Annotated in this window: 12 protein-coding genes; 8 read left to right on the forward strand and 4 right to left on the reverse strand. The window is 42.2% G+C overall.

The features are described from left to right. The first annotated feature begins 29 nt into the window (after positions 1 to 29). The 8 genes from tatA (at position 30) to ABMY41_RS02215 (ending at position 8,521) form a co-directional block, all read left to right on the forward strand. On the forward strand, positions 30 to 269 hold the full coding sequence (gene tatA, locus ABMY41_RS02180; RefSeq protein WP_054562924.1) for a Sec-independent protein translocase subunit TatA: 240 nt from the start codon (positions 30 to 32) through the stop codon (positions 267 to 269). 5 nt (positions 270 to 274) lie between these two features. Continuing rightward, on the forward strand, positions 275 to 607 hold the full coding sequence (tatB, locus tag ABMY41_RS02185; protein WP_054562925.1) for a Sec-independent protein translocase protein TatB: 333 nt from the start codon (positions 275 to 277) through the stop codon (positions 605 to 607). Positions 608 to 657: 50 nt separating this feature from the next. Then, a complete protein-coding gene (tatC, locus tag ABMY41_RS02190; protein WP_287242723.1) occupies positions 658 to 1,398 on the forward strand; it encodes a twin-arginine translocase subunit TatC in 741 nt (246 codons plus the stop codon). Then, entirely contained in the window at positions 1,399 to 1,938 is a 540-nt protein-coding gene (locus ABMY41_RS02195; RefSeq protein ID WP_287242720.1) for a hypothetical protein, read from the forward strand. Continuing rightward, a complete protein-coding gene (locus tag ABMY41_RS02200) occupies positions 1,938 to 2,720 on the forward strand; it encodes a TatD family hydrolase (protein WP_349274039.1) in 783 nt (260 codons plus the stop codon). Before ABMY41_RS02195 ends, ABMY41_RS02200 begins: the two co-directional genes overlap by 1 nt. Position 2,721: 1 nt before the next feature. Next, a complete protein-coding gene (locus ABMY41_RS02205; protein WP_349274040.1) occupies positions 2,722 to 4,578 on the forward strand; it encodes a diguanylate cyclase in 1,857 nt (618 codons plus the stop codon). Positions 4,579 to 4,591: 13 nt separating this feature from the next. Next, positions 4,592 to 5,602 carry a porphobilinogen synthase gene (hemB, locus tag ABMY41_RS02210; RefSeq protein WP_287243011.1) on the forward strand — a complete coding sequence of 337 codons (1,011 nt, stop codon included), beginning with the start codon at positions 4,592 to 4,594 and terminating at the stop codon, positions 5,600 to 5,602. A gap of 132 nt (positions 5,603 to 5,734) precedes the next feature. Then, positions 5,735 to 8,521, forward strand: coding sequence for an ExeM/NucH family extracellular endonuclease (locus ABMY41_RS02215; RefSeq protein WP_349274043.1), 2,787 nt, complete (start codon positions 5,735 to 5,737; stop codon positions 8,519 to 8,521). A gap of 85 nt (positions 8,522 to 8,606) precedes the next feature. On the opposite strand, the gene ABMY41_RS02220 is transcribed toward ABMY41_RS02215, so the two are convergent. The 4 genes from ABMY41_RS02220 to ABMY41_RS02235 form a co-directional block, all read right to left on the reverse strand. After that, on the reverse strand, positions 8,607 to 9,023 hold the full coding sequence (locus tag ABMY41_RS02220) for a hypothetical protein (RefSeq protein WP_349274044.1): 417 nt from the start codon (positions 9,021 to 9,023) through the stop codon (positions 8,607 to 8,609). Between the two features lie 433 nt (positions 9,024 to 9,456). Further along, entirely contained in the window at positions 9,457 to 11,544 is a 2,088-nt protein-coding gene (fusA, locus tag ABMY41_RS02225) for an elongation factor G (protein WP_349274045.1), read from the reverse strand. 209 nt (positions 11,545 to 11,753) lie between these two features. Beyond that, entirely contained in the window at positions 11,754 to 12,482 is a 729-nt protein-coding gene (locus ABMY41_RS02230) for a response regulator (protein ID WP_054552333.1), read from the reverse strand. Between the two features lie 37 nt (positions 12,483 to 12,519). Beyond that, entirely contained in the window at positions 12,520 to 14,142 is a 1,623-nt protein-coding gene (locus ABMY41_RS02235; protein WP_349274046.1) for a sensor histidine kinase, read from the reverse strand. Positions 14,143 to 14,144: the final 2 nt, after the last annotated feature.

The following is a 14,144-nucleotide window of genomic DNA, read 5'->3' on the forward strand; positions in this document are numbered from 1 at the left end:
AAAAAATTTGATAAAAAACGGAGTAACCCATGGGTTTTGGTGGTATCAGTATTTGGCAATTAATCATTATTTTAGCAATCATCGTTTTGTTATTTGGCACAAAAAAACTTCGTGGCATCGGCGGTGATTTAGGTAGCGCAGTAAAAGGCTTTAAAAAAGCCGTGTCTGATGATGACCAAGCTAGCGCTAAAAGCGAGCAAATAGAACAAGCTTCTAACACGCAAAACAAAGAAACCGTAGAGAAAAGCAAAGACGACCATAAGGCTTAATCAACATGGGGATGTGGGAACTTGTTGTCGTACTGATCGTGGGTCTAATTGTATTAGGTCCAGAGCGCTTGCCTGTGGCAATTCGCACGGTTAGCCGCTGGGTAAAAACCTTAAAGTCAGTCGCCAACTCAGTGAAAGCAGAAGTGAACGAAGAACTCCGTATCCATGAGCTTCACGAAAACTTAAAAAAAGCAGAGCAACAAAACTTGCAAGAACTATCTCCAGATCTGCAAGACTCTGTAAACGAACTTCAAAAGGCTGCTCAGTCAGTCACCCACAGTTACAAAAAAGACACGCCTGAAAAAGCAGAAAGTAACAATAATGACGAAAAAAAGTGAATTTAATCTCTGCTTTTGTGGTCAATAACAATGATGATGAATAGTAAACTATGACCGAGCAAGCTCACACAGGCTTTGTTGGCCACTTAATTGAGTTACGAAATCGACTCATGAAAGCTTTGTTAAGCATTTTGCTAATATTTATCGCCTTGGTGTACTTTGCCAACGATATATATAGCTTTGTTGCAGCACCACTTATTGCAAACTTGCCTAGCACTGCCACCATGATCGCAACGGATGTAACGGCACCTTTTTTTGCACCGTTTAAACTCACCTTATTTGTGGCGTTATTTGCTGCTATTCCTATGATACTGCACCAAGTTTGGAGCTTTATAGCACCTGGCTTGTATCAACATGAAAAGCGTATGCTAATGCCAATTTTGGCCTCTAGCATTTTGCTATTTTATAGTGGTATCGCATTTTGCTACTTTGTGGTGCTACCCATTATTTTAGGGTTTTTCACTAACACCGGCCCTGATATGATGACATTAGCGCCTGATATTAGTAGCTACTTAAGTTTTGCTTTAAAGCTATTTTTTGCTTTTGGTATTGCCTTTGAAATACCAGTTGCCATCATGCTGTTATGCTGGAGTGGCGCAACAACAACAAAAAGTTTAAAAGAAAAACGACCTTATATCGTGGTTGGTGTATTTGTGGTTGCCATGCTCTTAACACCTCCTGATGTACTGTCACAAACATTACTAGCATTACCCATGCTGTTATTATTTGAATTAGGTTTAATTTTGGCTGCATTTTATACCGCCAAACCTCAACAGGAATCAGAGGAATAAATGAAAAAACAACTCATTCCATTCGTTACACTGTTAACGATTACTGGCACTGCACAAGCAAACGAAGTTAACTTACAAGCACTACAAGCGTGTACTTTTGTTGAAAATGATTTTAACCGCTTACTTTGTTACGACAACGTGATGGCAGGTAAATCACTATCAAAGCCTGCGACAAAAAAACAAATAGAACAACCTGTTGCAAGCTCAGCTACAGCTGCTTCCTCAGCACCTGTTGCCGCAGCAGGAGCAACAAATGAACAAATCGTAAGAACAAAAAATGAGAACTTTGGTCTAGAGCACCAAGAAGCTACAAAATTAAACGATGACCAAATTAGCGCTATTGTAAAAAGCGTGAAAAAAGCCCCTTACGGTGAACTCATCATCGAACTTGAAAATGGTCAGCAGTGGCGTCAAGTTGGTTCTGATAGCTTGCGTCTAAAAGAACAAGATGTTGTCGTTATTGAACGTGGCGTTTTCAATTCTTTCCTTTTAAAAATTGAAGGTCAAAACCGTTCGATCCGTGTAAAGCGCACTAACTAATGAGCATTTCGCTGGTTGATGCTGGCGTCAACTTAAGCAATCATCAATTTGATGATATTCATGAAGCTGTGTTACAACGTGCCGCTGAGGCAAATGTAACGCAGCTGCTTCTTATCGGCTGCGATCTACAAAGTAGCCAAGCCTCTCTTAACCTCGCCAAACAATTTAAGCAATTTTGCACTGCGGGGGTTCACCCTCATGATGCAAAAACCGCAGATGACCACCTTGAAAAACACTTAACAGTGCTTAGCCAAAACCATGAAGTAGTTGCTATTGGTGAATGTGGCCTCGATTACAATCGTGACTTTTCTCCTCGGGACGTTCAGCGCAGCGTTTTTAGACGCCAACTGCAGCTAGCTGAGCAGCTGAATATGCCAGTGTATTTGCATGAGCGAGATGCTAGTGAAGATATGCTCGCAATTTTAAGTGACTTCAAAGTACGAGGCGTATTGCACTGTTTTACGGGGGATGAAAAAGCGCTCAAAAGTTACCTAGCAATGGGGCTTTATATCGGTGTTACGGGCTGGGTCTGCGATGAGCGCCGCGGTGAGCAATTACAAGCCTTAGTGCCATCCATCCCTTTAAATCGCTTGTTAATCGAGACTGATGCGCCTTTTTTAATGCCAAGAAATATTAGACCAAGACCGAAATCTCGTCGCAATGAACCTCAGAACCTTCCTTATGTGTGTCAGCAAATTGCTGATTTAAAAGGCTGCGAATTTACTGAAGTAGCAAAACAAACTACACTAAACTTTCAGCAATTATTTTCCATAAAGGGTTAAGATGAAGCGCCTATGGTCACTTTGTGGCGTACTCTTCGTTTTTTTATTTACTCCTTATTTATTGGCTAACCCACTTATTGTTAGCTCACAATTTAAGTCTCAACATACGCTAAATGTTGAGTACACCCTTGATCCTATTACTCAACAACAAGCTTTTAACAATGCTAATGTAAAATGGCTTAAAAACCGAGGTGAAACCTTAAATCTAGGCATGACTTTAAAGCCTCTGTGGCTCAAGCTATCGATAAAAAACACCTCATTAAATGATGTCCCCCTGATATTATCGATAGATAACCCTTTACTCGATGAAGTGAGCGTCTTTCATCTGCAAGGTGGGCATGTGTTATTTAACACCAAAATAGGTGATGCCGTTCCTTTAGCTAGTCGGCAAATTAAAAATGAATCGCTGCTAGCCTCATTAACTATTCCAAAAGCCAGCCATTCCGAAATCTTCCTCAAAGTTAAAAACAATGGTGGTTTAAGAGTGCCCCTAAGCCTTTGGAGCCCCTCTGAATATCTAAAACATAAAAGTAAGTTCAATTTATTGTACGGCTTATTAGTCGGTTTTATTTTATCGCTGGCACTCACTAATTTAGTACTTTATGGCTTTTCTAGACGCCGCTATTTCGCCTACACAGGGTTATTACTTACCTTACTTTGGTTGTCGCTAGCCTACCTTTATGGCTATGGTTATCGTTACTTACAACCGAGCGGTTCATCGTTTCAACAATTGACTATTCCGACTCTATTTTTTATCTGTGGTGCGTTATTTGTGCCCTTGCAAGGCTATATATTCGGCTTTGCCAAATCTCGCTTAAATCGTTTTCAGTATTGGTTAGCGTGGGTCGTAGTGCTTGTCACCCTAATAATGTGGTTCTTACCAATTCATATTGCAATTACACTTTGCTTATTAAGTTTACCTGTGGTGCTTATCATCTTTGCAGGCATTGCTCTAAAGCAGTTTAACGGTGAGTATAAACAGCCTTGTAGCGCTTTTCTAATCGCCCTATTCGCTTTCTTCTGCGCCATTATTTACAGCGCACTTGGGGTATTTAACCCGTTTAATTTAAATATCGGGGTGCTTTCACTTACCTTTATTTGCTTTTTGGTTTGTAGCTTAAGTTTAAGCTATGCAGTTATAAAACTGTTTTTGATGCAGCGCGATGCTGAAGTTGCAGCACAACAAAATGCCTTAGCTGAGAGCAAAGCTAAAGATACTTTAATGCGCGAGCGCCTTGAACTGCAAGAACAAGCTCGCCAAGACCTTGAAGCGAATATCGAAGAGCGAACTTTTGAGTTACAAGTGACATTACGCGAGCTTGAAGAGAAAAACCGAGAGCTTGAACAACTCAATATGGAAGACGCGCTGACAAAAACCAAGAACCGCCGTTACTTCGATAAAAAGCTACTAATGGATATTCGTCGCTCGCGACGTGAACAAACACCTTTAGCCATCATCATGTTAGATATTGACCATTTCAAAGCAATTAATGACACCTACGGTCATTTAACCGGTGATCAAACCATTCAATCAGCTGCCGATGTCATTAAACAGCACCTGAAACGACCTCTCGATGAAGTGGCGCGCTACGGCGGCGAAGAATTTGTCGTGCTGTTGCCTAATACGCCACTAGCAGGTGCATTAGAAATTGCCGAACAAATACGCAAAGCAGCCCAAAATACTGATATAATAGTTGCCGGAACAACGATTAAATTTACTTTGAGTGCAGGTGTTTACAGCGCAATTGCTGAAGACATTAATAACCCAAGTTTATTCACTGACTATGCCGACAAAGCCTTATATCATGCCAAGCAAACAGGTCGAAATCGCGTAGTGAGTTATCCTCTACCAGACTAGGAGTATACAAAGCATGGCCCAATCAGGACTCGACCTTTTCCCTTATACACGTATGCGCCGCATGCGTCGTGATGACTTCTCTCGTCGCCTAATGGCTGAAAACCAACTAACTGTTAATGATCTTATTTTTCCTGTATTTGTGTTAGAAGGTAAAAATCGCCGCGAAGCTATTGAGTCTATGCCTGGCATTGAGCGTCTTTCTATCGATTTACTACTTGAAGAAGCAAAAGAGCTTGTTGAATTAGGTGTCCCTGCTGTGGCAATTTTCCCGGTAACACCGAGCGACAAAAAATCTCTACTTGCTGAAGAAGCCTATAACCCAGATGCATTAGCACAACGCACTGTCCGCGCACTTAAAGAAGCTTTTCCTACATTAGGTGTGATCACAGATGTTGCACTTGACCCATTCACCGTTCATGGCCAAGACGGCATTATCGATGAAGACGGTTATGTGATTAACGATGTAACAACTGAAATTTTAGTTAAACAAGCGCTATCGCATGCCGAAGCGGGTGCGGATGTAGTTGCACCATCAGACATGATGGATGGACGTATTGGTGCAATTCGTGAAGCACTCGAAGCCGAAGGCCATATCCACACTCGTATCATGGCTTACTCTGCTAAATACGCCTCTAGCTATTATGGCCCATTCCGTGATGCGGTAGGTTCTGCAGGCAACTTAAAAGGTGCCGACAAAAAGACCTATCAAATGGACCCTGCGAACTCTGATGAAGCAATTCGTGAAGTAGCCCTCGATCTGCAAGAAGGTGCAGACATGGTGATGGTAAAACCAGGTATGCCTTATTTAGATGTAGTACGCCGCGTAAAAGATGAGTTTGGTATACCCACTTTTGCTTATCAAGTAAGTGGTGAATATGCCATGCATAAAGCAGCCATTGATAACGGCTGGCTTGCAGAAGAAGCAATAATCATGGAATCATTACTAGCATTTAAACGTGCTGGCGCCGATGGCATCCTGACTTATTTTGCAAAACAAGCAGCTATTTGGTTAAAAAACAACTAATCTAAAGTAAATGTTCTAAAAACTGGTAATTATTCCTATTTTATTAACATTTTGTATTTAATTTGTCATAGATTTTTCCTAAAGTACTGTGTCCCATTTTGGGACTTTTATAATACATACACGGGAAAAATAATGATAAACACAAAATTAACGCCGCTCGCGCTTGTTATTGCAAGCCTGAGCGCACCTGCTTCTGCCAATCTAATCATCTCTGAATACGTTGAAGGAAGCTCTAACAATAAAGCGGTAGAGCTTTACAACACTTCTGGTGCTGAGCTATCGCTTGACGGTTACACCATCTCTTTATACTCAAATGGTAACGGCGATCTAGCAGACCCTAATTACAGCTTAGCTTTAACCGGTACTCTTGCAGCAAACGCAACTTACGTTATTGTTAATGCAGGCTCTGCAGATGAGTTAAAAGCCAACGCGGACACTGAATCAACAATCACTTATTTCAACGGTGATGACGCATTAGTGCTAACTAAAGACGGTGCAATTGTTGATAGCTTTGGTCAACTGGGCGTAGATCCAGGCTCAGCATGGGATGAAGGCGGCGTATCAACACAAAATAAAACACTTCGCCGTAAAGCTACAATCACTTCAGGCCGTACTGATGCAACCTCAGCGTTTAACCCAAGCGATGAGTGGGAGCAATTCGACCAAGACGATTTCAGCAATATAGGTCAATATGGTGAGAGCACTGAGCCAACACCTGAACCAGAGCCAGTTACTCCTCTTGAGTGTGGTGCAGAAAAAACCTTAATCAGCGCAATTCAAGGTGAAGGCGGCGACAGCCCGCTTATAGACACTGAAGTAGAAGTTGAAGGTGTTGTTACAGCTGACTTCCAAGGTGATGACCAACTAAAAGGTTTCTTCATTAGCTCACTTGCTGCTGATATTGATGAAAACCCACTTACTTCTGAAGGTGTATTCGTTTATTTCGCAGATACCGACGTTGCTGTTGGTGACCATGTGCGTGTTAAAGGTAGCGTGGCTGAATACTACAGCGCAACACAACTAGGTGATGTTAGCCAGGTTGAGATCTGTGCGACAGGTTTATCTACTGACGCAACCGCTATTTCTTTACCAGTTACTGACGTGGCAGACCTTGAAGCTTACGAAGGTATGTTAGTGACCATAGATCAACCTTTAGTCGTTAATAACAACTACGGTCTTGGTCGCTATGGTGAAGTTGACTTAGGTACTGAGCGTTTATACCAAGGTACTCAAGTTGCACTACCAGGTGATGCAGCAAATGCTGTTGAAGCTGAAAACCTGAAAAAACAAATCTTAATCGACGATGGTTCAACAAAGCAAAACCTTGATCCTATTGCCTACCCAGGTACCGGCCTTGATGCCTATAACACGTTACGTTTAGGCGATACTGTTAATACAATTACTGGTGTAATGGGTTACAGCTTCGACCGTTACCGTATTCACCCTACAGTACAGCCTGAGTTCACTGCCACTAACCCTCGTACAGATGCACCAGAGCTTAACGAAGGTGCAGACCTACGTGTAGCAAGCTTCAACGTATTAAACTATTTCAATGGTGATGGCCAAGGCGCAGGCTTCCCTACTAGCCGTGGTGCAGATAGCGAAGAAGAGCTGATTCGCCAAGAAGCTAAATTAGTTAGTGCAATTACAGCTATTAACGCTGATGTTATTGGCTTAATGGAAATCGAAAATGACGGTTTCGGTGAAAATAGCGCTATTGCTAGTCTAGTATCTGCACTTAATGATGAAGATGCAGAAAATACCTACGCATTTGTTGATTTCGGTGTTGACCAAATTGGTACTGATGCAATCACAACAGCACTGATTTATCGCTCAAATAAAGTATCTGAAGTTGGTAAGGCTGCTCATACTACAGTAGAACCTTTCGATTACAGTAATCGCCCGCCAATTGCACAAAGCTTCCAATCTCTTGAAAGCGAAGAAATCTTCACTGTTGCCGTTGCCCACCTAAAATCTAAAGGCGGCTGTGGTAGCGCTGAAGGTAATAATGCTGACTTAGGCGATGGTCAAGCATGTTGGAATGAAATCCGTGTTGCGGGTGCAAATGCATATGCTGATTGGTTAGCAACTTACCCAACTGAAGTTGAAGATGAAGATATCATCCTAGTCGGTGATATGAACTCTTATGCGATGGAAGATCCTATCCGTGCATTCGCAGATAAAGGTCTGAAGAGTGCGGTTGCTGAACTAGACGGCGACACATTAGGTTACTCTTATAGCTTCTCTGGCCGCATTGGTAGCCTTGACCACGCACTAGTCTCTGAATCTATGCTTGCTAAAGTTGTCGCTGCTACGGATTGGCATATCAATGCCGATGAACCAATTAGCCTAGACTACAACCTTGAGTATAAGTCATCGACACAACAAGCTAGCCTATACGCTGACAATGCATACCGCGCATCTGATCACGACCCAGTGATTGTTGATATTCAATCTGCAGAGCCTATTCCTGCAGAGCAGGCACCAGTAATCGAAGCGAGTCAATCATTCGAAATCGTAGAAAATAGTGAAATTGGCGCTGTGATTGGCCAACTGCTTTTCTCTGATGGTGATGCTGATTACACCCCAGTAGTAAGCTTTAGCATTGAAGGTGAGCATGCTGATGCGATTGCAATCAGTGCTGCAGGTGAAATCACAGTGGCTAAAGAGCTAGACTTCGAAGAAGAAGACAAGCTTACGCTGATGATCCGTGCAGAAGATAGCGCTGGTAACCTATCAGAAGCACAACTGCTATACATCAACATCACAAACGATGAAGCTGATGATGAAGCAGAAGATGTAGCTGAAGAAGTTGAAGAAGAAACAGAAGAAGAGCCAAAAGACGATGATTCTGGTTCATTTGCTTGGTTAAGCTTACTTGCTTTACCATTTGCACTTCGTCGTCGAATGAAAAAATAAACGACACAGCATATGAATAAGGCCGCATTTCGCGGCCTTTTTTATTTCAGTTCACTTTATTTAGCAATATTGAGACTTGCTAGTATTAAGCTTTACATTGCAGATTAGGCTTTATGGCACAACCTGCTTTTGACTTATAGAGCTTAGCAATGTCACTCTGTTGCTGCTCATCAATCTGCCAGTTCATAAACTGGTGTGTTTTACTATTCGCTAAAATAATTTTAAATACTGTGATGAATGCTACTTGGTTAAATTCAACAGAGACAATATCTTCAGCGTTGATGTAACGTTTTCCAAATCCTCGCGAGTAACAAACACCCGCCTTGTAGCAATGTAAGAAGCGCAGCTCTAAAAAGTTTAATAGAGTAATAAATAGCAGAACAGGTAACAATAGCATCCAAATTGATGCACCTAGTAAAGTAACGCTTAATGCAACAAGAATAGCTAGCACTATCTTGCTTCCCTGTAGAGTCCAATTAGGACTTAACTTAATCGTTTTCATGAGTATATTTCTATAGTTGTAAAGTTTAATGAGCAGACGTTTAATACAAAATAATTAAAAAAATCATTCGGGCACCATTTTACATGGAGCAAAAAGGGTACACAAGGTACAGGAAAGCACTTTTTTACTAGCACAAAGAGACTAGCTTGCAACTTGCTAATAATGTTATATATTTATGAAAAATGAAATTTGTATTAAAATCGTACAAATCAATACTCAGCAATATTAATGACTAATCATTAGTTAAAAGCACTTTAAAATTTCGATACTTGTACCGATACATTAATCATTTAAGACTGAATGATGGGTTAATCTATAAAGATAAGAAGTGATTATTTTGCAATCGAAAAGATTACGACAATACATTTACGATTTTTAGGCAATAAAAAACCCGCAACAAGTGCGGGTTTTTTAAAAGAAGTTAAAAGGCTAATTACTTAGCAGCTTTTTTCTCTTTTTCTGCAGCGATTACTGTTTCAGCAACGTTTGCAGGACATGGTGCGTAGTGTGAGAACTCCATAGAGAACTGACCACGACCAGAAGTGATAGTACGTAAGTGGCCGATGTAACCGAACATTTCAGAAAGTGGTACATCACCCTTGATGCGAACGCCCATTGCGCCAGCTTCTTGGTCTTTGATCATACCACGACGACGGTTAAGGTCACCGATTACATCACCTACGTTGTCTTCCGGAGTGAATACGTCAACTTTCATGATTGGCTCAAGAAGTTGTGCACCCGCTTTAGGGATAGACTGACGGAAAGCGCCTTTAGCAGCGATTTCGAACGCGATTGCTGATGAGTCAACTGCGTGGAAAGCACCGTCGAAAAGTTCAACTTCAACGTCTAATACTGGGAAGCCAGCTAGAACACCTTCTTGCATCATTGATGCGAAGCCTTTCTCAACTGCAGGCCAGAATTCTTTAGGTACGTTACCACCAACAACTGATGAAGAGAACGTGAAGCCTGAGTTTTGCTCGCCTGGCTTGATGCGGTAATCGATCTTACCGAATTGACCAGAACCACCAGATTGTTTCTTATGCGTGTAGCTATCTTCGATTTCTTTCGTGATAGTTTCACGGTAAGCAACCTGAGGTTGACCAACAATTAGGTCTACGCCGTAAGTACGCTTAAGGATATCTACTTTGATATCTAAGTGAAGCTCACCCATACCTTTAAGGATGGTTTCGCCTGAATCTTCGTCAGTTTCAACTTGGAATGAAGGATCTTCTGCAACCATCTTACCGATCGCGATACCCATCTTCTCGTTACCGCCTTTGTCTTTAGGAGCAACAGCGATTGAGATTACTGGATCAGGGAAGATCATCGCTTCAAGTGTACATTCGTGCTTAGGATCACAAAGAGTGTGACCAGTTTGAACGTTCTTCATACCAATAACAGCGATGATGTCACCCGCTTGTGCTTCAGTAAGCTCAGTACGCTCGTCAGCTTGCATCTCAACCATACGGCCGATACGCTCTGTTTTACCAGTTGCTGAGTTAAGGATTGTGTCACCTTTCTTCATGCGACCAGAATAGATACGGATGAACGTAAGTGCACCGAAACGGTCGTCCATGATTTTGAACGCTAACGCTTTAAGTGGCTCATCTGCAGAAACAGTTGCTACTTCACCAGTAGGCTCACCTGTTTCAGGATCAGTTAGAGGTTGTGGGTCAACTTCTGTAGGCGAAGGTAGGTAATCTACAACCGCATCTAGTACTAGTTGCATACCTTTGTTTTTGAATGCAGAACCACAGTATGTTGGGAAGAACGCAAGGTCACGAGTACCTTTACGGATACAACGTTTGATGTCTTCTAAAGAAGGCTCTTCACCTTCCATATAAGCCATCATTAAGTCTTCGTCTTGCTCAACAGCAGACTCAACAAGCATCTCATGGTATTCGTCAACTTTGTCTACCATGTCAGCTGGAACGTCTTGTACTTCGTAGTTTTCAGGAAGACCTGTCTCATCCCAAACGTATGCTTTTTTCTCAAGTACGTCTACTACACCAGTGAATTGGTCTTCGATACCGATTGGTAAAGTCATCACTAATGGAGTTGCGCCTAGTACTTTTTTAACTTGATCAACTACACGGTAGAAGTCAGCACCCATACGGTCTAGTTTGTTTACGAAGATTACACGTGCAACTTCTGATTCGTTCGCATAACGCCAGTTAGTTTCTGACTGCGGCTCAACACCACCAGAACCACAGAATACACCAATACCACCGTCTAGTACTTTAAGTGAACGGTATACTTCTACTGTGAAGTCAACGTGCCCCGGAGTATCGATAACGTTTAAGCGGTGGCCTTTCCATTCACAAGTTACAGCTGCTGATTGGATTGTAATACCGCGCTCAGCTTCTTGTTCCATGAAGTCAGTAGTAGACTCACCGTCATGCGTTTCACCACTTTTGTGAATTTTACCCGTAAGCTTAAGGATACGCTCGGTGGTAGTAGTTTTACCCGCGTCAACGTGGGCGAAAATACCTATATTTCTGTACTTCGATAAATCTGCCATTATTTTACTCTTAATAAAGTCGAAAAATTATTCGGCGGGAGTATAGCATTACTTAAAGCGAACATCACCATCGAAGTCGCTTAAAATGCAATCAATTTTATAAAATTTTTCTATGCTCAGGATAAGCGGCACTTTTTAACGTGCCGAACAGTGAGTTTATGCTACTAAAATCGCTAATTTAGCGCTGATTTGGCATTTAAATGATGTGATTAGCTACTTGTCATTTTATAACAACGCTCGGGTCGCCCGATACTTCCGTAGCTCTGATCAGCACTGACTTGCTCAGCTTCAAGCAAGTATTCAAGGTAACGACGGGCTGTTGAGCGGCTTACGCCGACTAAATCACCCATTTGCTGAGCAGTAAAAGCCGTGCCAATATTCGCTTTAAAAGCTTTTAAGATCTTTTGCAAAGTAAGCTGATCCACCCCTTTTGGCAACCTGACCGGGGCTTTTAACTGTTCTTGCGATCCAAATAAAGTATCGACCATAGATTGGGTTACTTCATCGGCATCTGACAAACATTGTTGCCTTGCTTCGAATCGCGCCAGCGCTTGATCTAAACGATTTAGCATTAATGGTTTTACTAAGAAGTCACAGGCACCAAGTTGCATGGCTTTTTCCAGTGTTTCTACTTCTTTTGCTGCGGTTAATAGCATTACTTCGCTTTTCATTTCTTCGCGGCGTAATTCATTAAGTAAATCAAGACCATTGCCATCGGGTAAATGAATATCGAGCAAAATTAAATCGGCATTAATCGCCGATAATAGCGCTTTCGCAGTGGCAAGATTGCCTGCAATACCAACAACCTGATATTGCCCCTGACGTAGAGTTTGCCGTGCCCCTTGTTGGCCAGCAACGCCATGAGGAAGTAATAAGTATTGCGCCAATAATTGGGCTACTTCTACTTCGTCTTCAACAATGACAACTGAGTAAGTCATGTTCTTTACCTTTTATTTATAGGCTGATCATTTTTTATTATTTTGGAATGTAGACACTTAAGCGTGCCCCCATCAGATCAGACTCACCTATTTCTAAACTACCACGACACGAATCTAAGTTGGTTTTAACTAAATATAGGCCAATACCATGCTCTGCCCCTGACTTAGAACTGTATTGTGGTGTGAATATCACATCCTTGTCATCACCTAAACCAAAGCCGCTGTCTTCAACATCAAACAATAATGTTTTACTGGTTTCGTCAACCGTAACACGAACCTTAGGGGTACGTGTATCACTAGCTCGAATAGCAGCTTCAATTGCGTTATCAATCAAATTGCCAAGTATCGAGACAACCCGTTCAAGCATATCTTTACGAGTGATCGGTCCTAATAAGCTATCTGGATTAAGCTCAAGTATCACGTTTAATTCACGGGCTTTATGGTATTTACCAACCAATAAACCTGCTAGTACCGGATCTTGGATCCTTTCGAGCAAATGATGGATCTGCGCTTGCGAGCCTTTACTTTCTTGACCAATTAGCTCAATCGCCTGATCCGTTTGCCCCATCTGAATTAACGCACCAATTAAGTTTAGCTTGTTCGAGTAATCATGCGTTTGCACTCGTAATAACTCAGCAAAGGCTTGCACTTTGGTTAATTGCTGCGATAAATATTCAAGTTCATCCGCAGGGCGCATACTCAGCAAAATGCCATCAGCCTGACCTTGCACTTGCAATGCATATCGCGACAACACAATGCGTTTATCGGCGGCAAATAATTCAAAACCAACAATCGGACGCTGTTGGTTATGCATTAAAAACTCGCTATGTTCTGGAAGTAAGTCTGCAAGCTTAAGTGGCTGATGAATACAGCTGGTCGGTTTACCGAGGATTTCGCAGGCACGCTGGTTTAAGTTACGTACATTACCCTCAGGATCGAGGGCGATAATGCCGCTACGAACAGTATTCAAAATAGCATCTTGCTCAGAGAACAACCGTGCTATTTCGTCAGGCTGTAACCCAAAAATAGCATTACGAACCCGTTGACCAATATACACCGCGGCCAAAATACTTAAACCTACTAACAACAAACCCCAAAGCATAATTTCAGCACTGCGAGCACGAATAAGCGGTTCAATTGATTGCACTAAAAAGCCAACCGAAACTAAGCCAATAACTTCGCCCTGCTCTGAAAGCACGGGGACTTTGCCACGAATAGACTCGCCCAAACTCCCTTTTGCAATCGACACATAACGCTCACCACGCAGTGCCGCTTTACTGTCACCACCCACCATCGGCTTACCTAGCTTGTCGGGGTCTGGGTGAACAATGCGGCGGGTATTGTTATCACCAATCACGATAAAGCTAGCTGCGGTGAGTTCACGAATATGCTCTATTTGCGTATTTAGCTCATCAAGCCCTTGCTTGGTTTGCAATGCGCTTTGCACGTCATCCCGTGAGGCAATACTGGTTGCGAGCGCAAGCGCTTTATCACCCATGTGGTTATGTAAGCTTTCTGCAGTGATCTGATACACCAAAGCGCCAAACAATACAGCCTGTAAAACACATAGACCGGTAACCCAAATAATGAGCCGCGTTTCTAAGCGCTTAGGTTTTTTAACCACATGCTGAAATGGGTTTAGCTTATTGGTGTATCTCATAT

The sequence above is a fragment of the Pseudoalteromonas sp. BZA4 genome, assembly GCF_040104395.1.
Lineage (GTDB): Bacteria > Pseudomonadota > Gammaproteobacteria > Enterobacterales > Alteromonadaceae > Pseudoalteromonas.

What these genes read in the sequence shown, in the direction of transcription:
- ABMY41_RS02230 (WP_054552333.1), bottom strand. Translation starts at nt 12,482, where the DNA reads ATGACTTACTCAGTTGTCATTGTTGAAGACGAAGTAGAAGTAGCCCAA.
- ABMY41_RS02235 (WP_349274046.1), bottom strand. Translation starts at nt 14,142, where the DNA reads ATGAGATACACCAATAAGCTAAACCCATTTCAGCATGTGGTTAAAAAA.
- hemB (WP_287243011.1), top strand. Translation starts at nt 4,592, where the DNA reads ATGGCCCAATCAGGACTCGACCTTTTCCCTTATACACGTATGCGCCGC.
- tatB (WP_054562925.1), top strand. Translation starts at nt 275, where the DNA reads ATGGGGATGTGGGAACTTGTTGTCGTACTGATCGTGGGTCTAATTGTA.
- ABMY41_RS02195 (WP_287242720.1), top strand. Translation starts at nt 1,399, where the DNA reads ATGAAAAAACAACTCATTCCATTCGTTACACTGTTAACGATTACTGGC.
- tatA (WP_054562924.1), top strand. Translation starts at nt 30, where the DNA reads ATGGGTTTTGGTGGTATCAGTATTTGGCAATTAATCATTATTTTAGCA.
- ABMY41_RS02220 (WP_349274044.1), bottom strand. Translation starts at nt 9,023, where the DNA reads ATGAAAACGATTAAGTTAAGTCCTAATTGGACTCTACAGGGAAGCAAG.
- tatC (WP_287242723.1), top strand. Translation starts at nt 658, where the DNA reads ATGACCGAGCAAGCTCACACAGGCTTTGTTGGCCACTTAATTGAGTTA.
- ABMY41_RS02200 (WP_349274039.1), top strand. Translation starts at nt 1,938, where the DNA reads ATGAGCATTTCGCTGGTTGATGCTGGCGTCAACTTAAGCAATCATCAA.
- ABMY41_RS02215 (WP_349274043.1), top strand. Translation starts at nt 5,735, where the DNA reads ATGATAAACACAAAATTAACGCCGCTCGCGCTTGTTATTGCAAGCCTG.
- fusA (WP_349274045.1), bottom strand. Translation starts at nt 11,544, where the DNA reads ATGGCAGATTTATCGAAGTACAGAAATATAGGTATTTTCGCCCACGTT.
- ABMY41_RS02205 (WP_349274040.1), top strand. Translation starts at nt 2,722, where the DNA reads ATGAAGCGCCTATGGTCACTTTGTGGCGTACTCTTCGTTTTTTTATTT.